Source organism: Glaciecola sp. MF2-115 (assembly GCF_047250385.1).
Classification (GTDB): Bacteria; Pseudomonadota; Gammaproteobacteria; order Enterobacterales; family Alteromonadaceae; genus Glaciecola.
This window is the reverse complement of the sequence record NZ_JBLBVM010000040.1, coordinates 60267-83431: the sequence shown is the minus strand read 5'-3', so window position 1 is coordinate 83431 and position 23165 is coordinate 60267. Positions and strand designations below refer to the sequence as shown.

Annotated in this window: 19 protein-coding genes; 15 read left to right on the top strand and 4 right to left on the bottom strand. The window is 42.2% G+C overall.

The window, feature by feature from the left end; genetic code table 11:
• Positions 1-87 precede the first annotated feature (87 nt).
• Positions 88-1419, bottom strand: coding sequence for a metalloprotease PmbA (pmbA, locus tag ACKLNX_RS04060; protein WP_412971319.1), 1332 nt, complete (start codon positions 1417-1419; stop codon positions 88-90).
• 82 nt (positions 1420-1501) lie between these two features.
• On the opposite strand from pmbA, the gene yjgA reads away from it, so the two are divergent.
• From yjgA to ACKLNX_RS04035, 5 genes are all read left to right on the top strand, one after another.
• Positions 1502-2029: a ribosome biogenesis factor YjgA gene (yjgA, locus tag ACKLNX_RS04055; RefSeq protein ID WP_411694453.1), complete on the top strand. Its 528-nt coding sequence runs from the start codon at positions 1502-1504 to the stop codon at positions 2027-2029.
• 5 nt (positions 2030-2034) lie between these two features.
• A complete protein-coding gene (locus ACKLNX_RS04050) occupies positions 2035-4458 on the top strand; it encodes an Ig-like domain-containing protein (protein WP_412971318.1) in 2424 nt (807 codons plus the stop codon).
• A gap of 304 nt (positions 4459-4762) precedes the next feature.
• Positions 4763-5911, top strand: coding sequence for a carbohydrate porin (locus ACKLNX_RS04045; RefSeq protein WP_412971317.1), 1149 nt, complete (start codon positions 4763-4765; stop codon positions 5909-5911).
• A 75-nt stretch (positions 5912-5986) separates the two neighbouring features.
• On the top strand, positions 5987-7804 hold the full coding sequence (locus ACKLNX_RS04040; protein ID WP_412971316.1) for a DUF885 domain-containing protein: 1818 nt from the start codon (positions 5987-5989) through the stop codon (positions 7802-7804).
• Positions 7805-8285: 481 nt separating this feature from the next.
• On the top strand, positions 8286-9641 hold the full coding sequence (locus tag ACKLNX_RS04035; RefSeq protein ID WP_412971315.1) for a DASH family cryptochrome: 1356 nt from the start codon (positions 8286-8288) through the stop codon (positions 9639-9641).
• 85 nt (positions 9642-9726) lie between these two features.
• Here the strand turns inward: ACKLNX_RS04035 and ACKLNX_RS04030 are convergent, their stop codons facing one another.
• The gene (locus ACKLNX_RS04030) at positions 9727-10104 is read right to left on the bottom strand and encodes a VOC family protein (protein ID WP_411694448.1); all 378 of its coding nucleotides are present in this window, start codon (positions 10102-10104) and stop codon (positions 9727-9729) included.
• A 267-nt stretch (positions 10105-10371) separates the two neighbouring features.
• Between ACKLNX_RS04030 and ACKLNX_RS04025 the strand changes: the two genes are divergently transcribed.
• The 8 genes from ACKLNX_RS04025 (at position 10372) to ACKLNX_RS03990 (ending at position 17831) form a co-directional block, all read left to right on the top strand.
• Positions 10372-11118 (top strand): hypothetical protein, encoded by a 747-nt coding sequence (locus ACKLNX_RS04025; protein ID WP_412971314.1) that lies wholly within the window; start codon positions 10372-10374, stop codon positions 11116-11118.
• Between the two features lie 291 nt (positions 11119-11409).
• The gene (locus ACKLNX_RS04020) at positions 11410-12180 is read left to right on the top strand and encodes a SapC family protein (RefSeq protein WP_412971313.1); all 771 of its coding nucleotides are present in this window, start codon (positions 11410-11412) and stop codon (positions 12178-12180) included.
• A 191-nt stretch (positions 12181-12371) separates the two neighbouring features.
• Positions 12372-12614, top strand: coding sequence for a hypothetical protein (locus ACKLNX_RS04015; RefSeq protein ID WP_412971312.1), 243 nt, complete (start codon positions 12372-12374; stop codon positions 12612-12614).
• A gap of 19 nt (positions 12615-12633) precedes the next feature.
• Positions 12634-13701, top strand: a complete 1068-nt coding sequence (locus ACKLNX_RS04010) for an XdhC family protein (RefSeq protein ID WP_411694445.1) — start codon at positions 12634-12636, stop codon at positions 13699-13701.
• Positions 13702-13780: 79 nt separating this feature from the next.
• Positions 13781-14446, top strand: coding sequence for an NTP transferase domain-containing protein (locus ACKLNX_RS04005; RefSeq protein WP_411694444.1), 666 nt, complete (start codon positions 13781-13783; stop codon positions 14444-14446).
• A 50-nt stretch (positions 14447-14496) separates the two neighbouring features.
• Positions 14497-14997 carry a (2Fe-2S)-binding protein gene (locus tag ACKLNX_RS04000; RefSeq protein ID WP_411694443.1) on the top strand — a complete coding sequence of 167 codons (501 nt, stop codon included), beginning with the start codon at positions 14497-14499 and terminating at the stop codon, positions 14995-14997.
• The gene (locus tag ACKLNX_RS03995; RefSeq protein WP_411694442.1) at positions 14994-17276 is read left to right on the top strand and encodes a molybdopterin cofactor-binding domain-containing protein; all 2283 of its coding nucleotides are present in this window, start codon (positions 14994-14996) and stop codon (positions 17274-17276) included. Before ACKLNX_RS04000 ends, ACKLNX_RS03995 begins: the two co-directional genes overlap by 4 nt.
• A 99-nt stretch (positions 17277-17375) precedes the next feature.
• The gene (locus ACKLNX_RS03990; RefSeq protein ID WP_411694441.1) at positions 17376-17831 is read left to right on the top strand and encodes a hypothetical protein; all 456 of its coding nucleotides are present in this window, start codon (positions 17376-17378) and stop codon (positions 17829-17831) included.
• Between the two features lie 28 nt (positions 17832-17859).
• Here the strand turns inward: ACKLNX_RS03990 and ACKLNX_RS03985 are convergent, their stop codons facing one another.
• Positions 17860-18360 (bottom strand): prepilin-type N-terminal cleavage/methylation domain-containing protein, encoded by a 501-nt coding sequence (locus ACKLNX_RS03985; protein ID WP_411694440.1) that lies wholly within the window; start codon positions 18358-18360, stop codon positions 17860-17862.
• A gap of 102 nt (positions 18361-18462) precedes the next feature.
• Between ACKLNX_RS03985 and ACKLNX_RS03980 the strand changes: the two genes are divergently transcribed.
• Positions 18463-19590 (top strand): aminotransferase class V-fold PLP-dependent enzyme, encoded by a 1128-nt coding sequence (locus ACKLNX_RS03980; protein ID WP_411694439.1) that lies wholly within the window; start codon positions 18463-18465, stop codon positions 19588-19590.
• A gap of 106 nt (positions 19591-19696) precedes the next feature.
• Here the strand turns inward: ACKLNX_RS03980 and ACKLNX_RS03975 are convergent, their stop codons facing one another.
• Positions 19697-20734, bottom strand: coding sequence for a choline kinase (locus ACKLNX_RS03975; protein ID WP_411694438.1), 1038 nt, complete (start codon positions 20732-20734; stop codon positions 19697-19699).
• A 214-nt stretch (positions 20735-20948) separates the two neighbouring features.
• On the opposite strand from ACKLNX_RS03975, the gene katG reads away from it, so the two are divergent.
• Positions 20949-23159 (top strand): catalase/peroxidase HPI, encoded by a 2211-nt coding sequence (katG, locus tag ACKLNX_RS03970; RefSeq protein WP_411694437.1) that lies wholly within the window; start codon positions 20949-20951, stop codon positions 23157-23159.
• The last annotated feature ends 6 nt before the right edge of the window (positions 23160-23165 follow it).

The following is a 23165-nucleotide window of genomic DNA, read 5'->3' as shown; positions in this document are numbered from 1 at the left end:
TTAGCTAAGCACCCAAAATAACAAAGCCTGTTCACTTGAACAGGCCTTTTTTATTTCAGATCGATCACAGCTAACACTCAAACTTAGTTAAGCACCCGCAACTTGCATCGACTCTATTAATATAGAGCCGGTTTGAATGCTGCCTCTGTGCTCAGTTTCAGCACCAATAGCCACTATATTGTGGAACATGTCCTGTAGGTTGCCAGCAATAGTAATCTCATGTACCGGATACTGAATAATTCCGTTTTCTACCCAAAAGCCGGCGGCACCGCGAGAATAATCACCGTTCACGATATTCACGCCTTGACCCATTAGCTCAGTGACGATCAAGCCAGTACCCATTTTCTCTAAAAGTTCTTTATCAGATTCCCCGGTAGAACTAAGCAACCAATTGTGAATACCACCGGCATGTCCGTTTGTTTGCATTTTCAGTTTACGAGCTGAGTAACTGGTTAATAAATAATGTTGTAATATACCCGAGTCGACAATTGTCATATCCTGCGTACGCACACCTTCATTATCGAACGGAGAGCTTGCTAAGCCTTTCAATATGTGAGGTTTTTCAGTAATAGTTAACCAATCAGGGAAGACTTTAGTGCCTAAGCTATCTAAAAGGAATGAAGACTGCCTAAACAAACTACCTCCACTAATTGCACTAACAAAGTGACCGAATATTCCCGAGGCGATGTCGCGGTGGAATAGGACCGGAACTTTGGCCGTATTGATTTTTCTTGCGCCTAAACGACTAAGCGTCTCTTTTGCGGCATCGACACCCACTTTGTGTGGAGAGTCGAGTAAATGTGCTTCACGATCGATGGTATACGCGTAATTTCGCTGCATATCGTCACCATCTTGCCCTATTAACACACAACTTAGGTTGTAACGACTGCTCGCATATCCAGCATTGATACCATGAGTATTTCCATAGACTCGCACACCTAGATTGGCGTTATATGAAGCGCCATCTGAATTCACTATCTTAGAATCGAAGTCCATTCCCGCAGTTTCGGCCTCAATGGCCATTTTAATTCCTGCTTGGGTATCTAATTCTATAGGATGGTATAAGTCTAAATCGGGGATTTCAGTGGCAATAAATTCCTTATCAGCGACGCCGGCACAGTCGTCTTCGCTCGTATATTTTGCAATTTCAACTGCTTTTTCTACAGTCAATCTGAGAGCTGCTGGGCTTAAATCAGCAGTGGACGCACTCCCCTTCTTTTGCCCTACAAACACCGCTATGCCTAGCCCACCGTCATTTGTGAACTCTACTGTTTCAACTTCTTTAAGTCTTGAAGAAACTGCGATGCCTTGAACTTTTGACATGCTGGCTTCAGCTGAAGTCGCTCCTTTTTGAATGGCTAAACGCAATGCGTCATCAACGACATTTTGAATTTCTGCTAACTGCTTTTCAGATTCCATAGTTTCTTTTTACTGTCCAAACAATAGTGTGACGGTTACAATCTGTTGTAATTCTAGCACTAAAAAAATCAAAAAACTTTATATGAATGCCGATCACAGCAACGAACCACTTCTCGATGAGAATGGCGAAATAATAAAAAGTAAAACTCAACTTAAGCAAGAAGCTGAAGACATAAAACAGTTGGGTGTCGCTTTAGTTGAGTTTTCAAATGCTCAACTCGATGAAATTCCACTTAGCGATGAATTGCGAGAAGCTGTGCAGTTAGCGAATCGTATTAATAGGAAGAAGGATGGTTTTCGACGCCAACTTCAGCTAATTGGCAAGATTTTACGCCAAGTTGAACTAGCCCCCATTGAAGACGGCATCCAACGATTAAGAGCTCATCACCTGCGCTCAAACGATCACTTCCATCAGCTAGAGCAGCTTCGAGACGATATTGTCAGCCAAGGTGATTCTGCTATCCAAAGTCTTTTGGATGAATATCCAGATTTAGATCGACAAAAATTAAGGCAAATGCAACGTCAGGCCGTTAAGCAGAAAGAGGCCGAAAAGCCGCCGAAGGCCGCAAGAGAGATTTTTCAGTATTTAAAACAACACATTGAAGAGTAGTTTTCATGACAGAACGATTATTAAAAGTATTTGGAGTGTTATTTTTCGCACTCATCCTAGCCGCATGTAATGGTGCCTCTGGCGACAATGAAGAAGTAGATGAGGGCAAACCTGATCAAGTTATTACTGCTATTACTGTTGATGTTCTAGATGCAAATTGTGCTGCGGTGTCAGGAAATGCATTTACATTAGGTGACACAGTTTGCGTGCGCGCTACGCTGACTCAAGACGGTGCGCCACTTAATGGTGAAATTATTACTTTTAACGCTGGCATAGGCACACTATCAGTTGCCACAAAGTTAACTGATAGCAATGGAGTAGCTCAGGTTTCCATGGAGTCAAGCAACGCTAACGTTGGTGCAGCAGTGCTCACCGCGACTTACGGTGAAACAGTTGGCTCCGCAAACTACGAATTCTTGTCTGCAAACGCTACCAGCCCTGAGTTATCTTCCATTACAGTGAATATTTTAAATGCAGATGGCAACCCTGTAACCCGCTTTAAAGCAGATGAAGAAGTATTAGTTCAAGCTACTTTACTAAGTAGTGATGACGCTCCTATTGTCGACCAAATCATTAATTTTCAAAGCACATCAGGCAATTTATCAGTCACTCAAGCATTAACTAACGATGAAGGTATTGCACAAGCCACACTTACCCCAAGTCAGCAAGAATTAGGTGCAGCGACTATTTCCGCAACTTACAGTGTTGATTCAGAAACAGCTAGCAATTCGATTAACTACGAAGTTCAGTCGGTAGATACCGTGAACGATAGCATTGTCCGTTTTGGTCATTTTGAAGACGGTGTCTTTGTAGAAAATACTATTGGTTTAGGCAATGCAGTCTCTTCTGATGAAGTCACAATTAGCTCAGGCGCAACTTTAGGCGTTGTCGTAGCATTAGTTGATGAAAACGACCAAGTTATTACCAACAGCACGCCAGTGACTTTCACATCTCGATGTGTACAGGAAGGTAGCGGAACCATTGACACACAAGTGAACACTATCAATGGTACTGCAAATGCAACATATAGAGACCTTAGCTGCGCGGGCGGAACAGGTAATATCGACACCATTACTGCAACGATAAACATCAACTCAACGAATGTGACTATTACAAGAGATATTATTTTGTCTCCGGAGTCGGTCGGAACGATTGAGTTTGTGTCTGCTTCTCCCGAAAACATCGTACTGCAAGGTACTGGCGGCCAAGGCCGTGAAACAGTTTCTACCGTGACCTTTAGAGTAAAAGGTGCGCAAGGCAATCCACTAGCTCAACAAACCGTTAACTTTAGTTTGAACACCGATACCGGTGGCCTGACTTTGGCGCCTGCAACGGCAATTACTAACTCAGAAGGTCAAGTGAGTGTGAAAGTGAATGCTGGTAATGTGCCGACTTCAGTAAGAGTATCGGCTGAAGTTGAAGTGAGTGATACACAGACGCTGCAAACACAGTCTGACTTACTCTCTGTAAATACAGGCTTGCCGGATCAGAATAGCATTACTTTGTCACCTTCAAACCTAAATCCCGAAGCATTCAACATAAATGATGCCGAAGTTACTATATTTGCTAGCTTAGCTGATACGTTTAACAATCCCGTTCCTGATGGCACAACTGTTTCATTCACCGCAGAAGGTGGTCGAATTGATCCAACATGCAACACAACAAATGGTAGTTGCAGTGTCATTTGGAGAAGCTCAAACCCTAAACCAGATGACCATCGCGTAACTATTTTAGCGACAGCCATTGGTCATGAAACATTGGTAGATAGTAATGGAAACAATCAATACGACGATGCCGATGGTCCTGCAATTACTGACAACGATGGCAGTGGTTTTGAGGTGACTTTGCCAACTAGATCTGGCTTTATCGATCTAAGTGAAGCTTGGCGCGACGATAACGAAAATGGAATGAGAGATTCTAACGAAATTTACTTAGATTTTGATGCATCGGGTGATCCTGAACCCAACATTCAAAACGGACTATTTGATGGCCCACAATGTGCAGCGACAAATTGTGGAGAACCCAGCATTCATGTGCGTAGAGCGACCGTGTTAGTCATGTCGAGCAGCCAAGCATTAATATCGGTTAGTAATAATGGAGTTGAGTTAGCTAACAATACTTCACCTGCACCAGGAGGATCGGTCTTATCTATTCCTCGTAATGAAACTGCCGTATTCGAATACACATTCTCTGATACAGAAATACAACCAATCGCGAGTGGTTCTAGTATACAGGTGAGCTCGATTGCAGGTACGCTTGCAGGAGTTACAAACGCAATAATGCCTATCACAAATAGGGATGCCGCTAGCACTTTTGTATTCACACTAAAGAATGAAGAAACTGAGCCTACAGACACAACCGTTACGGTGTTAATAAGCTCTCCTAGTGGAGTTGTTTCTTCTCTAAGCTTTACCGTCGACCTAGAATAATAAACTAGGAAAACAAAATAAATTGTACCTAACTGCCCCGAAAGTTTTATCTAACTCTCGGGGCGCTTCCTTCCTCTAATACTCTGTTTTTTCTATCCCCTGACTCACTAATCCAAACCTACGAATAAAACCCTACCATTCGCTGCTGCCTATATTTATTCATTGCATTAACATCATCTATTGCTTTAACATCGCCAATTACAATTTTTACTATCAACAATCACTTTGCCATGCTGCAGTTACTATATTAGACGGTTACAAAAACTGAGTTAGTAACTAATGTAATGCATAAATTCGGAATACGATGAAGTTCCCATTATCGATTTGCCCCTTTTATTTTGCCTCGGTTATAGGCGCTTTTTTACTTGTTCCATTTGTCACAATGGCAGATGAAAATAACTTTGCCCCCAGCATTAATTTTACTTACAGCAGTGACTTTTTACGAAACCAATCAGGCGGGCTAAAAACCGGCTCAGCGTATATCGACTATGCAACGCTGTCGTTATCTAATCAGTTTGAATTTGAGAATGGAGTAAACCTGCGCGTTTTAGGTAGCGTACTATACGCAAATGGCGAAAAGTTTAGTGAAACAATTGTAGGCGATGTTCAAGGCGCATCAGGCTCTGAGACAGGCGTTCACATAAAGCGCATTTTTGAAGCTTACGTGGATATCACAAAAGGCAATCACAGTGTGTTAATCGGTTTTTTCGATACCAATACAGAATTTGATGTTATTGAAAGCGCTGGTCTTTTCGTCAACTCGGCTTATGGTATGGGTAATACTTTGGGTTCGAGTGGTAGAAACGGACCTTCTACTTACCCTTTCCTTGGCTTATCTTTGCGTTACCAATACGTGGCCGAACAATACACATTTAGAACTGTGATCTCAGACGGTGTGCCCGGCGATCTAAATAATGCGAACAAACTAACTTTAGATTTATCTTCGAACGATGGTTACTTAAATATAGCTGAATTTGAGTATCGCCAAGCGCAAACAAAATGGTTAGTAGGATTATGGCACTACGATCAGAGCGGAGCTAATGGCACATCTCCATCAGATAATGTAGGCTTTTATATGCACGGTGAACGTACTTTTGAAAGCGTTAGCGGTTTAACCGGTTTTGCTAGGCTGGACACTGCCTCATCTAAGACCAATGTGTTTAATCAATTTTATAGTGCAGGCTTAGTGAAAACAGGCTTCTTCGAAAGTAGAAGTGAAGATCAAATAGGGATTGCTTTTGCTTTTGCAGAATTATCGTCCAAGCGCAGAGTAGACGATCCTCATCATAATTTAGATAAAGCATCAGGTGAATTAAATATCGAGTTAAGCTACTCAGCGAAAGTAAATGATTGGCTTACTTTGCAACCTAGCCTACAGTGGATAAAAAACCCGAGTGCAACCAACATCGATTCTGCAAGCATCATTGGCTTAAGACTCACTATCGAATTATAAACTCGCAGTTTATTTAAAGTTAGGCAGTCAAACTAACATACATGGTAGAAAATATAAGAACAGGGATAAGCACAAATGAAAACATTCTTTAAGTGGTTAGGAATGGCTGTATTGGTAATAGTTGTGATTACTGGCGCAATCGCAACTCATGAATGGAAGGCAGAAAAGCCTTTCTCTTTCAGAGTCTTTTTGGACCGCACATTAATTAAAGTTGCCCTCCAAAGCCCCGAAACGATGACCTCTATCGGCGTGTTCGAGAGTATGGGCATCACAGGTCACAATGCACATTTAGATGACGCGAGTGAAGCTGCTACTGCAAAAATGTTTAAGGACTTGAGACAGGCCAAACAGGTACTGTTGAAATATGACGACTTAGATGCAGATCAGGAGCTTTCTAAAGAAATTGCGCTGTACTTATTCGATACACTTGAAGGTTTTGAGGAATATAAGTATCACAACTATCCCTTTAATCAGATGTCGGGCGCACAAAGTAGCTTCCCTAGTTTCATGGATTCGCAACATGCCATCACTGACATTGAAAGCGTTGAACACTATATCTCACGCTTGAGTGAATCGAAGCGTTATTATGAACAAATGATGGAAGGCCTTAAAATTCGTGAAGACAAAGGCATCCTTCCACCCAAATTTGTCATTCGTCGCGTAATTGATGAAATGCAGGGTTTTGTCGATAAGCCTTCCACTGAAAACATTCTCTATACTTCTTTACACGAAAAAATGAAGAAAGCGGATGAAATTCCAGAAGCGCAATACGACGACTTGCTAAGTCAAACCAAAACACAAATTGAACAAACGGTGTATCCAAGCTATCAGATGCTAATAGGCTACTTCTCAGAACTAGAGAATAAAGCAGGCACTGATGACGGTATTTGGCATGTTCCCCAAGGTGATGAAGTATACAAGTTGGCGCTTCGATTCTTTACGACTACCGATTATAGCGCCGACCAAATTCATAACATTGGATTGGCAGAAGTTGATCGCATACAAAGTGAAATGCTGAATATTTTAGGTGCTGAAGGTTACGATATCATTGAGGGCTTTACCCCAGCCATCAATGCATTAGCCGCCGATGAAAGATTTTACTACCCAGATACTGATGAAGGCCGTGAACAAATATTAACGGACTATCAGACTATACTAGACGAAATAAACGCAGGCTTAGGAGACTCATTTTCATTAAGACCTGAAGCCGGTATGGAAGTGAAGCGCATTCCATTGTTCAAAGAAAAAACGGCACCTGGAGCCTACTATCAGCAACCGTCTATTGATGGCGCTCGCCCTGGTGTTTTCTTTGCTAACTTATACGACATAAAAGCAACGCCGAAATACGGCATGCGCACTCTGGCATACCACGAAGGCATTCCCGGTCACCACTTCCAAATCGCTATTGGTATGGAGTTAGAAGGTATTCCTTTATTCAGAACCATCTCTCCATTCACTGCTTATGTAGAAGGTTGGGCATTATATTCTGAGTATCTAGCGTGGGAATTGGGCTTTCAAGATGACCCATTCGATAATATTGGTCGACTGCAAGCTGAGTTATTCAGAGCTGTTAGATTAGTCGTCGATACAGGCATCCATTCGAAACGTTGGACGCGTGAAGAAGCAATTGATTACATGCTAAACAACACGGGTATGGCAGAGTCAGATGTAATATCTGAAATTGAACGCTATATAGTTTTACCGGGGCAAGCAACAGCTTATAAAGTCGGTATGATGAAAATATTGGAAGTTCGTTCTAAAGCTAAAAACGCCTTAGGTGATAAGTTTTCACTGGGTGAATTCCACGATGTAATTTTGAAGAATGGTGCTGTTCCGTTAGACATTATGGAGCGACTGGTCGATCAATATATTGCGGAAAAATTAAAATCGTAGCGTACAAAGCACAAAGATCGATTAATTAAGGTCACGCAGCCCCCAAAGTTTAAACAGAACTTTCGGGGGCTTAACAAAGCTTAAAAAGCTCACTTCTCAATACTAGAATGCCGCTCCGCAAGAAATTCACCCGTTCGTATCAGACCTTAGAAAATGGCCTTTATGGGCACCGTGGCAAGAAATGGACCCAAGCACGCAAACGATCATTGGGGCTGTGCATGAAGGTGTCGGTGCCTCTCAAACATGGATATGTTTGTTGGCCCTAGCTATGAAGAAGGCTTACAAGAATTGAAAACACTAAGCGAAGAGTCATCGCGACAAGCAGCTAATTAGACAAAGCATCCCCATCTCGTTCCTGTGCCTGCAGGAACTTCCAAGCGATTGGTCAAATCCAGTTGCCTACATAATTTTACAAACAAAAAGATCGAAAAAGTCCCCCTAACAGTAAAAAATACAACTCCAAAGTAACTGGCTAACGATTATGAAAAAAGGTCTTCACTGGTTTAGGAAAGACCTGAGAGTGCAGGATAATAGGTCTTTAAAAAGCATATCAAATACAGTGGACAGTTTATCCTGCGTCTACGTGATATCGAGCCTAACGCAGATAGAAAAATCAAAGGTTCCACTTCAGCAAACGGAACTTATTGGTGAACACAAACAGCGCTTTGTGAAGCAATCACTAGTGGATTTGGATAGTTCCTTAAAGCACTTCGGTCAGGGTTTGTGTGTACTTGCAATCGCCTCAAAGGAAGAGACAAGCAACGATGGCATTATCAATATTCTTATTGAATACATTGACAAACATGACATAACTCACGTGTCATGCGAGTGGCATGCTGGCGTCAATGAGCGCCATCAATGGGCTTTGCTTCAACAGCTAAGACCTGAGCTAACATACATTCAAGCTAATAGCGCTACCCTTTATGAAGAAGATGATTTACCTTTTTCTGTCTCTGACATGCCAGACACATTTTCACCGTTTCGACGCAAAGTAGAGAAGCACTCCCGTGTTGCTGAGAGTATACGTCTTAACAAATTACCACCACCAATAGTAGCTGAAACTGAACAACAAAAGCTAACAGGTTTACAAGAAATATCCCTCATCGAATCGAGTTTGGAGTCGGAGTATAGTTGGTTGCAAGGTGGTGAAACATCTGCTTTATCGGCCCTCATATATTACTTCTGGGAATCAGATAATATTGCCAGTTACAAAGAAACTAGAAATGGATTAGATGGTCGCGACTTCTCAAGCAAACTCTCATTATGGTTAGCACACGGATGCATAAGTCCTCGGCAGATTGCGGCAGAATTAAGAAATTACGAAAGCCAGCGCACTAAAAACGATTCTACCTATTGGCTGTTCTTTGAGTTGTTGTGGCGCGAATTTTTTCACTGGCAACTATTCAAACATCAAGCGCGATTTTTCTATTTCAATGGCATTCAAGACAAGGCGCTAGATACAACTCATGATCCTTCCACTTACCTCTCTTGGGTAAATGGTAATACAGGCTTCCACATTGTGGATGCGTGTATGAAGCAACTTAAACGTACGGGCTTTATGTCCAACCGTGGGCGTCAACTAGTCGCTAGCTGCTTTGTTCACGAACTCGCACAAGATTGGCGTTATGGCGCGGCATATTTTGAGTATCAATTAATCGACTTCGACGTGGCGAGTAACTATGGAAACTGGCAGTACTTAGCTGGTGTAGGTTCTGACCCTCGAGGCCACCGTCAATTCAATTTAGAGAAGCAAACCGAAATCTATGATCCTAGCAGATGGTTTATTAAGCGTTGGTTGTTGCAAGATCCTCGCTTACGTGAGGATGAGCTGAATTAGGAGCGAGAACAGCGCGGAACAAGTTGTGTGCTCGCTCTATCGTCATCACAGCAAAGGCGTTAATCCTCCGCTATTAATAGCAAAACTATTCTCGATGTTGATCTAGCAATATCGGATTACCATCTGGATCTTCAATCATAAAATGCGCAACACCAGTTGAAGATTCGTCAATGGGCTCCTTCACTTCAATTCCGCTACTCATTAATTTCTGTTGTATTTTGCGGATATCGTCAAAATCCTCAAGTTCAGTTGCGTCTTTATCCCAACCGGGGTTAAAGGTCATCAAGTTTTTCTCGAACATACCCTCAAACAAACCAATAATTGTGCCATCAGTATTTTTTAAGATAAGCCATTTTTGCTCAATATCCCCACCCATTTTAGAAAAGCCTAGCTTTTCATAGAATGCATTCGAAACATGGATATCTTTGACCGCCAAACTAATAGAAAAAGCGCCTAATTTCATGATGTATTCCTTTTCCGTACTTGCAATTCAAATTGAGCCTTCACTTTTTCAAACTAATAGTTAGGCACCTAAAACTTCTTTTCAGATCTGCTTAGTTAATTTAGTTTGCTACTAGCGAATGAGGAAAGCAAGCCAAGCTGTCGAGCATTCTGAAAAACCATCCTTTAGTACAGTCGAATTCGTTCTCGTTTCTGACACACTAGATGCTCTAAGAAATACCTTACTTTAACTTTAAAATTAAATTCACAACCATGGATGGTAGATACTATGTTGAACATAATCAGAATCAGCAAAACACTTGGGCTCGCATGCGCTCTATTCCTTTCATTGCCTAGTCACGCAGAGCTTATTTTTAGCGAAAACTTTGAAAGCGATGGATTGAACCAACGTTATACTTCGGCTCAGCAAGGCACATTTGATGGTCCTCGCACAGCCAGAGATTGGCACTGGCAGCTACAATCAATGAACCAAAATGGCAATACTAATTTTTATACAAACTATGAAGGGCGTGACTTCTGGAGTGGTATTAATTTAGATGAGAATGGGTCAACGTCATCAGCACCTAGCGTTCTTTTGTTCGATCCAATTTCCACAAAAGGAATAAGTTCATTGAAATTATCCGTCGATTTAGCATCATCAACAGGCTTGGAATCATCCGATTTTATTTCGATATACTCCATAGATATCGCAAGACACCATAAGACTTTAATCGATACTTTCGAAGCCGGCACGAGTATCATGACTGAATATGATTTATCTACTGCCTTCCAAACTTTTGACTACATTTTACCCGATTTCAACTTCAACTTCTTTCAGTTAAGCTTTGAAGCATATACGAATGCTTCAAAAGAAAGCTTCGCGATTGACAATATTCAAATAGCCTCCGCTAGAACACAACGACAGGACGATCAAGTCGGAACGGGCACGACAGAAGTAGCGCGAGTAGATGCACCGAATCACATACTTATGATGGCGCTAGTCGCAATAGGCTTAATATTTAGGAAAACGATCTAAGCATTGAGTAGTTTTTCGTGTTCCTGATAATATTTTGGGTCGGCAAACATGACTCTTTGATTAAAAGTAAGTTAGAATCAATGTAAGCCGAAAACGCTCTACAACTAATTTAAGTTTTGGCTATTGAGCTAGTTTCACTAAACAAAAAAATATAAGAAACTCGCGAAATTGCTGCATAACAGAATTAGTCCACTAACACGAAGACTGCTTATTTGTTTCTCATTGTGAATTTCCATGAAAAACCAATTTCCATGAAAAACCGATTGCCGTCAAAAACGAAACAACGGATTTATGAAAAAACTCACATTAGTAGAATTAAGTAACAAAGCGCACAAAGATTTAAAAATCAAAAATAGTGCGGTTATGAACCATATTGCGAAGCAACATTTAATGAATTTACGTGCGACTGAACTTGGTCAGGCAGCTAACTGCTTTCCAATTTTTGCGACCAAAAATTCACACAATGACTTTTGGACATTTTCAGCAATGACCAGCTTTGTACCAAACGAAAACTTGTATGTTAAAGATGATAAGTTTGACGTTATCTATCGTCCAACAAGCATTCAGGCATATCCATTTTACCTGATGAAAGCACCTGTTGAAGACAATGCTTACACCATCGGGATTTTAGAAGACCAAGGCGATTTTTCTAAAACTACCGGTGAAGCTCTGTTTGACGAGGAAGGAAAGCCAACTGAAGGTACAAAGCGACGCGCTCAATTGCTTGATGCCGACGTACAAAAAGACTTACAAACCGTTCAATTTAGCAAAACATTAGAAGATCTTGGTTTGTTTAAGCCCTTAGTAATGAATGTGCAATTACTCGATGGCGATTCAAGAAAGATTAGAGGCTTGCACACCATAGATGAAGATCGCTTTCAAAACTTGAGTATTGAAGAACTCGATGGTTTGCGCAAACAAGGCTATTTAATGCCGATTCACGCCATGCTGATTTCATTGTTACAAGTAAACAAGCTGATTATGCTTAACAATGAAGACCTTGACCGAGCTCAAATTATAGAAGTGAAAATGGAAGTGTTAAAAGACGAAGCAAGTTCTTAATTCAACAAATTAGGCCCTGATAAAGGGCCTCATCATGAAAAACAAACTATCCAATTTAGCACTGATACAGATCAAGGCGTTAATTCTATCGAAGCATAAACTAGTAAAATCAAGAGATGAAGTACCACCGAACTGAATAGCAGCCTTGGTGCAGAATCGACATAAGCTCTACGACTATAAAGGAGTCTGCTATGAGTGATAAAAAATTGATTTTTATACTAAAAATTGTGATAGTTTTTGGCATTAGCCTAATCTCGCTTGGCGTTTACTTCCATTTGTTCAGCGAAACTATCGAACGAATGGGAGTTAACGGTATCATTATTAGTGCAGGATGTGTTGCCATTGGAATGGCGTTATCTTTGCCGACCAAGATGTTTTTAACTTTTGTTTTAGTCAAAAAAGAAATGGAACAGAAAGAGAAAGAACCTATATGAATATGTGTCTTAACTAAACATGGCCAACCATACTCAACAGTTGTTAAATACATGGTATGAGCAGCGCAATGACGTGGAATGGGTATTGGCGACCATTATTGGCACAGAAGGATCGTCATATCGTAAGCCGGGTGCGATGATGATGATCAACAGTTTAGGACAGTATCACGGACTGCTAAGCGGTGGTTGTTTAGAATCAGACATCATGCGACAGTCGCGTCAATGTTGGGCTGACAATAAGAACCGAATCATTCAATATGATATGCGTGAAGAGGAAGACATTGCTTGGCAGCTTGGTATTGGATGTGGTGGTTTAGTTCGAATTTTATTGCAAGCTGTTAATGCAAACAATGACTACCTCCAGCTGGTTCAACTACGTGAATACATCAATCAAAACCAGGCTTGTAAATACATTCAATATTTAAACGAAGGCTTTCCCAATAACAAGCTTGAGCTAATGCTTAAAGGAGAAGAGGGCACACTACCCGCCAATCACCATTTATCACCTCAAGAACAAAACGATAACAAAGAGTATTTCGAGCACATCATCAAACCTTCCCTTAAACTCGCTATTTTTGGAGGTGGTATTGACGCCATACCTGTTGCAACCATTGCGGCTAAGCTAGGTTGGCATGTCACCATTGCCGATCCTCGCACAGGATATGCTAGACAATCACAATTTGTGGAAGCCAAGCAGATCGTGAAAACGCCTTTATCAGATACAAATGAGCACACTTGGCTACTTAATATAGACGCTATCGTGATCATGACTCACAATCTTAAACTAGACGCGCAAGCCTTAAATCTAGCACAAAATAGTACGGCTACCTATGTTGGAATGCTGGGCCCAACTCATCGTACTGACAGAGTGCTAAAAGAAGCCGGTTTGACTCGGACTGAATTAAATCTGCAGACACAAGCACATAGCTCATCAGTCACAAAAGTACTAACTAAGCCGCTCGCAAACCCTATCGGATTAAGACTTGGTGGCGAACTTCCTGAATCTATCGCCCTTTCGATGTTGGCGGAGATACATGCGTTCATGGAACAATGCGATGGAAAATCGATTAGCAACATCCTAAACTAAATTTGGATTTTCGGTATTTAACGATGCTGACTAAAACCAAAATAGGACCTAAACTAATTAAGCATATACTTCAACAAGAGTGATAAATACGATTAAAACGGCACAAAGTATTGGATTAGGACATTATCGCATTGAAGGGCTTTTGCTTGCGGCTGGCGAAGGTAAACGCTTCAATGGCAGTAAACAACTAGCAATGATTAACAACAAGCCTATGCTTGCATGCAGCGCTGAAATGTTGGCCAGTACAGACATTGATTCTATGACCATTGTTTTAGGTTCGAATGCAGTCGCTATTCAATCGATGCTAAGTAACGCAGAACTAACACAAGAAACAAGGTCAAAAATGTCGACCATCGTTGCCGGTAATTGGCAACAAGGTATGGGCGCATCAATTGCTGCAGGTATAAAGAAACTAGATAAAAATATAACGCATGTTTTTATTGGTTTGGCGGATCAAGTGGCAATTCGCCAAAAGCAGTGTAATCTTATGATAATGAAGTCGCAGGAAAACCCAAAAAAAATTATTGCTGCATTGTATAGTGGTAAGTTGGGTGCTCCGGCTATTTTTCCAAGAACATATTTTGCTGAGCTGGAAAAGTTAACGAATGATAAAGGCGCACGAGACATTCTGCGTAATAACGCTGACCAAGTAATAAGTGTTGCCGTGCCTAATGCTGCAAAAGATATTGATACAAAAGCTGAGTTAATGAGTTATATATCAAACAAGCAACAATCTGAACTGTAAGTCTAAGTAAGCCGTTTATAGACGCGATAATAAAGACAAAGGACGAAGATATGATAAGTTTTACCCTTAATGACAAGACCATCAAAGTTGATGCCGATCCAAGCATGCCGCTACTTTGGGCTTTGCGCGATTTACTCGATATGACGGGAACTAAGTTTGGTTGTGGTATCGCCCAATGTGGCGCGTGCACGGTTCACTTGGACGGCTCGCCCATTCGGTCTTGTGTCATGCCACTTTCAGCTATTGCTGGTAAAAACGTGACAACAATTGAAGGTTTACCTAGCGACGCAAGTCATCCTATTCAGCAAGCTTGGATAGATCATAATGTTCCACAATGTGGTTACTGTCAGTCCGGCCAAATTATGAGCGCCGTCGCCCTTTTGTCTGATAATCCAAACCCTGATGATGCCGCTATTGATACTGCAATGCAGGGCAATATTTGTCGTTGTGGTACTTACCCTCGTATCAAGGCTGCAATAAAAGACGCTGCTAAGAAACAAGCTGCTAACCTTGACTTTAGCCTAGCTAAAAATGTGGGAGAAGAAGCATGATTGAATCATTTGAAAAGTCCGCAAAGGCCGGTACTGACAAGCAAGTTAAACCTGTTAGCCGTCGTGATTTCCTAAAATTAACTGGCATGACAACAGGTGGCTTTGTACTAGGCTCTATGCTCCCAATCAGTTTACCTGCCTGGGCCCATGGCAACACTCCGCATGACAACACCCTTAATTTATTTGTCGCAATCGAGAATAGTGGCCGCGTGAATATCGTGTGTCACCGTAGTGAAATGGGACAAGGTATACGTACTGGTATTCCGCAGGTTGTGGCAGATGAACTTTGTGTAGCATGGGAAGATGTGCATGTTGTACAAGGTTTAGCAAACGAAGCTTATGGAAGTCAGAATACTGATGGTTCGCGATCGATTCGTAACTTCTACGCTAAAATGCGAGAAATGGGCGCCACCGCCAGAACGATGTTAGAGCAGGCAGCGGCAGAAAAATGGGGCGTTCCAATTGCCGATGTTTATGCAAAAGACAGCTTTGTTATCAATAAGAATAGCAAGCAGAAAGTCTCTTTCGGCGCGCTTGCGGAGGCAGCATCTAAAATTAAAGCACCAGCGCCTGATACCCTAACTTATAAGTCTAAGAAGGATTTTAAGTATATTGGTAAGCCAATGCCCATTGTCGACTTGAAAGACATGGTGACAGGAAATACAGTCTTTGGCCAAGATGTGAAACTTGAAGGTATGTTATATGCAAGTATTCAACGTAACCCAGTAGTTGGTTCTAAAGTAGTATCATTCGATAAAGACGCTGTAATGAAGACCAATGGTGTTGTTGATGTATTCAAAATGCCAGACCAACCAACACCAGTTGTCTTTCATCCTTCGAATGGCGTAGCCGTAATTGCGACCAACACATGGGCCGCTACCCAGGGCCGCAACGCGCTAAATATTACTTGGGGAGAGAGCCCACATCAAAGTCACAACTCTGATGAATATTTAGCTGAGCTAAATAAGCGCATTACAGGTAAAGGTAAGACCATTCGAGAAGGTGGTGACGCATATGCAGCAATGGAGAATGCTGCACGCAAAATTTCAGCCACTTATACCATCCCTTATTTGGTGCATGCCCCAATGGAGCCACCTGCAGCTACAGCAGTATTTAAAGATGGTGCTTGTGAAGTATGGGCATGTACACAGACACCACAAAGTACCCAGCAAAATGTTGCAGGTGCGTTAGGGATTGCGAAAGAGAAGGTTAAAGTCAACGTCACCTTGTTAGGTGGCGCGTTTGGACGCAAATCGAAGCCCGATTTCTCTGTTGAAGCTGCTCTAATTGCGAAACACACAGGCAAACCCGTAAAAGTTGTATGGAGCCGAGAAGATGACATTCAACAAGGTTACTATCACGCTATAAGCTCACAACATTTTGTCGCCGGTTTAGATGAAGACAATAAGGTAAATGCATGGATACAGCGTACTGCGTTCCCAAGCATTAGTTGGACATTCAGTGGTGTAACTGACGAACCATCTGATGGTGAATTAAGCCTGGGCTTTGGTGATGTACCATTTAATGTTGCTAATTTGTCCTGCGAAACTCACAAAGCACCCGCTCATATCCGAATCGGTTGGATCCGCTCTGTAAGTAACATTCAACATGCGTTCGCACAGGGTAGTTTCGTTGACGAACTCGCTCACGCAAGCAAAATACCTACACACCAAATGTGGCATCAATTGTTAGGTGAAGACCGTCTTGTGAACCCGAAAGAGCAAGGCTTCGAATATGGTAACTACGGTGAGTCTTTAGAACGTTTTCCAATCGATACAAAGCGTTTAAAACATGTTCTCGATACTGTTGTTGCTAAGTCTGGTGCAGATAAATCCACAGCGAATGGTGAAGCTTGGGGCATCAGCGCACATCGTAGTTTTGTGAGTTATGTTGCAGTTGCAACAAAAGTACGAGTGAAGGACGATAAAGTCACTGTGCTCGAAATGCATTCATGTATTGACGCGGGTACCGTGGTAAATCCTGATCGCGTGCTTTCTCAACAAGAAGGCTCAATGATCTTCGGCTTATCCATTGCTATGATGGGTGAAGTGACGATTAAAGATGGTGCGGTTCAACAATCCAATTACAATGATTATCAAGTGCTTCGTATGTCTCAAAGCCCCATGATCAAAACCTACATTGTCGAGTCTGACGCTATTCCAGGAGGTGTTGGTGAGCCAGGCACTCCACCAGTTGCACCGAGTTTAACTAATGCAATATTTCACGCGACCGGTAAAAGAATCAGAGACTTGCCTATCAATAAGCACCTAAAAGTGTAGAGAAAACGAGGATCTAATTCAGCTAACATTCATTTACGCAGGCTTATACTTTAATTATTCACTAAGGCAATCATTGCCAAAATAATTCAAGGAATAAGCATGCGTCGTTTTACAATGACCTTGTCAGCCATGATTTCTGCGCTTTTACTTTCTGCTTGTGTCAGCTCTGGTGACTATCACCATAGTGCGAAAAACCAAGTATCCACCGGATTTTACGCGGTCGTTGAGAGTGTGGATCCAATCAAGTTTAAGTCTCATGTAGGTGAGGGTGCAGCCATTGGTGCTGTAGACGGCTTTGTACATAACATTTATGGTGACGCCGACGACCGACTCTTCGGGGCTATAGTCGGCGCATTTTTTGGTGCCTTAGTCACTTCCATTGCCGAAGGAGATACCAACGGTTATGAATTTCATTTACAAGATTTGAACGGTGAATACTTAAGCGTCATTTTAGATGACAAAGACGCTTCGGTGGGTGACTGTGTGATTGTAACCATCGCTGGCGAAGTTTATCTCACTCGCCAAGCTGACCGTTATTGTTACGAAGAGTTTTAGCAATTAATGAATGCGAGTACCTAATGGCTTAGTCGTTTACAACAACTTCTCCTGTGTTTGAGAAATACTCTACCGTTAAAGCCGGTTGAGGGTTGTAAGTATAACGACACGCGTTGCCACCAAGATAGACCGCTGTAAACATAGCCGAACTATCACCCGCTACTCCGGCGTCTTGAGTCGCTAAAACAGCTCGCCAAACATCTTCACAATCAAAACGACTGTTCATTGTACGACTAGTGCCTCTAGTATCCGCGGGGTAACCAAAACGATTCACACTTAAATCTCCCATAGCTGCGGGGTCTGCAATAGGAATAAAGTTTTGTATTGCCTCACCATTACCTCTAACCAACCATGCAATATGAACTTGGTCGACACCCGCTCTATACGCACTCGCAATAGCTTTAAAACTAGCTTTCTGAGCATCTTCCGCAAAGTTAGAAAATCGTGGTAAAGCAATTGCCGCTAGTAGACCTAGTATAACGATCACTATTATCAATTCTATTAAGGTAAACCCTGATTGTCGTTTCATAGCCGCCTTGTTGTGATATATTTCAATCCGTAATTGTCCTAAGGTAATGATAACAAAGGCAGTTCAAATTCAAATCTAGCAATGAATATAAAGGTATCAGTTTTGAACACTAAGCAATATAAATCATATTTTCATCTACCTGATGGTATATATGCCCTAGCCCACTCAGTAGGTCCATTGCCTAAAGTGTCAAAAATTGCTCTACAAGAGCATTACCTTTCGCCTTGGGAAGAACTTGGCGGTGACGCTTGGCCTAAGTGGATAGAGGCGATTGATAATTTCTGCGCTGCAATAGCCAAACTCATCAACGCGTCAAGTGATGAAATATGTCCACAAGCAAACCTTGCCTCCGGTTTTTCGGCCTACTTAGGGGCTATCGCTAAATTGCCTCGCAACAAACACAAACGAAAAGTACTCATGCATCAAGATGCCTTCGCTTCGATGGGCTTTGTCGTGAGCGCATTAGCTGATTCATACGGTTTAGATTTGGTACTAGTGAATGGCAATCCTAATAACCTCGCTGCGTGGGAAACAGAATTAGCGAAAGAAAACGTATTAGCCTGTTTATTCACTCATGTGCATTCAAATACCTCAGCGAAATCTGAAGTGAAACCATTGGTTGAATTAGCAAAAGCGCATGATGCATATGCATTAGTTGATATTGCCCAATCTGTTGGTGTTGTCCCAGTTGATGCCAAAGCTTGGAATGCGGATGCGATATTTGGCTCGTGCGTAAAATGGCTTTGTGGTGGCCCAGGTGCGGGCTATATGTTTGTACAAGCAAAACAGATAAAGGAATTAAATCCAGACCCAGTCGGTTGGTTTTCTCATCAAAACCCTTTTGAATTTGATATCAGTAATTTTGCTCCAGCAGACACCGCAAGAAGATTCTGGGGCGGAACACCGAGTGTTGCATCCTATGTAACGGCATGTGCTTCAATTAATATGATCTTGGAGATTGGAGTTGAAAATGTCGCTCAACATAACTTCGAGCTGAAGCGTCACCTATTGCAAATCTTACCAAACACACTGACTATAAAACCCACTATTGATGAGCTTCATCAGCAAGGCGGCAGTCTTTGTCTTGGCTGCGACGATATGGATTCTGCGGCAGCAAAATTAACCGCAGCGGGAGTGCGATTTGATCGCCGTGATAAGATATTCCGCATCTCCTTGCACATTATGAATACCAGAGAGGATGTTGAAGTTATCGCAGAGTGCTTTGCATAAAAATTAGCGCTAAAATTTCAGGTTTTTTTAGACTAAGTTTAGATTATATATTAGCTATCGCGCTTGGATTGAGAAGAGACCTCCCATAAGCCGAACGACTTGCTAATTAACACTTGCTGATGGCGAGTAACGTTTGCGTCTTCATATAAGAATTTAGCTTATAGTGCTCAGTCGCCCACCCGACTAAGAATCTCTCGAAGTCAGCCCAAGCGAAGGGTATTAGTCCCCTCCATTCTCGTTCTAGCGCGCTGAAGTCGACTGTCGGTCGGCCTTGCATTTGCGTATTGTCTTCGATGTAATAATGCTCAATGGCTTTCTTCAACAAGCAAAAATAGTCATCAAGCAAAGCATCAGCATGCAAAGTAAGTGCTTCATCACCCAGGCAGCTCCCTATAAAGTACATAACATCCTTGATCCCTACTCCGCGCCCGACATACTGAAAATCTACCGCGGCTAAATCATCCATATCTTCTGAGAAACAAAAGTTAGCAAGCTTTGCATCACCGTGTAATAAGGTTCGAAATTGCGCTGAATTAAGCGCTTCATCAATTGCATGCGCATTCTGTTTTAGTGGACTATCTGGCATTGAAGCAAACTCATCTGGGCGAGTTGCCAAATGCCAGTATGTGCCAATAGGCCAGACATCATCTAAAGCTTGGTTCAAGAACTTAGCGTGAAAATAAGCTAACCAACGAAGACCTAGTTTCACCGTTTTCAAATCTGCGTATTCGCACCTTTTTCCAAAACCAGCTTGATCCAGGTCTTCCATGATTAAAGCACTCGTTGTGCATTCGTTGGCAATTAGTTTTGTACTTGCATTTGTAGATGAGAAATAACATGACGGTGTTCGACAGTAGTGATCTGTTTGCTGAGAATAATGTTGATAGAAAATAGATTCATTCAAATAGGAATCAAGTTTGCGTTGATGCGAACGCTCACCATTCCAAGCTCTTGGGTGATTCATTTGGCTTGGTGGTTGTACTAATTTGACGATAAGCGATTGCTCTAGACTGGGAACAAAGTAGCGTGCAATCTCGCCATAGCCACTCCATAGTGTTTGGATGCTATCCAGTTTGCTTGCCTGCTTATCGCCAAAACTCGTTTGAACAAATTGCAAAGCAGAGCCATCGCTATGTATTGGCATAATAAGTACCGCTCATTTCAAGCTCAGGACTAAAGTAAGCTCAAGTGTGCCACGCACGATATTCTTATACAAACGCAGATTAAAAATCTGGCCGGAATTCTTTTGCGAACGGATTATTCGATTAGGTAGACCTAAAAAATTAATTGTCGCTTGACTGATTTTTAGACTAGTGTGAGTAAATACAAATTCAGCTTTTGACCCAATAGAGGTAACTATGCAAAGCAATAATCCAGATTCAGGCGGTAAATGTCCTTTCATGCACGGTGCGAATACTCGCGTCGGTGGCAACAGCACTAAGAATATTGATTGGTGGCCAAACCAACTTAACGTAAAAATTCTGCACCAAAACGATAAGAAATCAGACCCAATGGGTGCTGATTTTAATTACAAAGAAGCGTTTAATTCTTTGGATTTAGATGCGGTCAAAGCAGACATCGAGCATATGTTAACTGATTCCCAAGATTGGTGGCCAGCAGATTACGGCCACTACGGTCCGTTCATGATCAGAATGGCGTGGCACGCTGCTGGCACATATAGAGAGGGTGACGGCAGAGGTGGCGCAGCAACCGGTAACCAACGCTTCGCTCCCTTGAACAGCTGGCCTGACAACGGTAACTTGGACAAGGCTCGTCGTCTTTTGTGGCCAGTAAAACAAAAATACGGTAACAAGTTATCGTGGGCAGATTTATTCGTGCTCACTGGAAACGTTGCAATTGAATCAATGGGTTTGCCTACTTTTGGTTTCGGCGGTGGACGTGTTGACATCTGGGAGCCAGAGGAAGATATATACTGGGGAACCGAAGACACATGGTTAGCGAATAATCGATATAGCGGTGACCGCGAACTTGAAGCCCCCTTAGCAGCTGTACAAATGGGTTTAATATACGTAAACCCAGAAGGTCCAGATGGCAACCCTGATCCTCTAGCTTCGGCGCGTGACATACGTGAAACTTTCGCGCGCATGGCAATGAATGATTATGAAACGGTTGCATTAACCGCTGGCGGTCACACATTCGGGAAGTCGCATGGTGCTGCACCTGAATCACATAAAGGTCCTGAACCAGAAGCTGCTCCAATCGAACAAATGGGACTGGGTTGGATGAGCGATTATAAGTCAGGTAAGGGTCGCGACACAATTACGAGCGGTATTGAGGGCGCATGGACTCCTACACCAACTAAATGGGACATGAGTTACTTCGATGTACTCTTTGGATATGAGTGGGAACTAACGAAAAGCCCTGCAGGCGCTCAACAATGGCAAGCTGTCGGTTTAGCAGACAAAGATCATGCACCTGACGCGGAAGATGCATCTATTCCAGTTGGCATAATGATGACAACTGCGGACATGGCAATGAAGATAGACCCCGAATATCGTAAAATTTCAATGCACTTCAAAGAGAACCCTGAAGAATTTGCTGACGCTTTTTCACGTGCATGGTTTAAATTAACTCACAGAGATATGGGGCCAAAATCACGTTACTTGGGTAAAGAAGTGCCAAAAGAAGATCTAATTTGGCAAGACCCACTTCCTGCTCGCACGGGCGAACTATTGAGCGACAGTAATGTTAAAAAGTTAAAGCAGGCAATTTCGGATTCTCAACTTACAGTTTCTGAGCTGGTTTACACAGCATGGTCGAGTGCCTCTACTTTTAGAGGTTCTGATGCGAGAGGTGGTGCAAATGGTGCACGCATTCGTCTTGCGCCGCAGAATGAGTGGGAAGTAAACCAACCTAAACAATTAGGGAAAGTGTTATCTGTGTACGAAGAAATTCAAAACACTTTTAATAGGGCTAGCGACGGCAAGACTGCAGTATCTATCGCTGACCTAATTGTGCTTGGTGGTTCAGTGGGTATTGAAAAAGCAGCGAGTGAAGCAGGCTTCGAAATTACTGTCCCATTTAGCTCTGGACGCGTTGACGCTTCTCAAGAAAATACAGACGTTGATGCATTTGCAGTACTAGAACCTGTCGTTGATGGTTTCAGAAATTACAGCAAGCAACAATTTACGGTATCCGAAGAAGAGCTATTGTTAGACAAAGCTCAATTACTCACTCTAACTGCGCCAGAGATGACAGTACTCGTCGGTGGTTTAAGGGTAATAGGCTCAAACTACAATAACTCAAATGTGGGCGTGCTCACTGAATCCCCAGGCGTGCTAAACAATGCGTTTTTTATTAACTTACTTGATATGAACACACAATGGACACCGACAAATAAGAGTGCTACTCAATTTGTTGGCACCAGCGGCAAAGCAAACTCAAGTAAATGGAAAGCATCGCGTGCCGACTTAGTATTTGGTTCAAACTCTCAACTTCGGGCTATAGCTGAGGTATATGCAAGCAGCGATGCTAATGAGAAGTTTGTAAACGACTTCGTTGATGCTTGGGTGAAGGTAATGAACGCAGATCGCTTTGATCTGAAGTAATCTAAA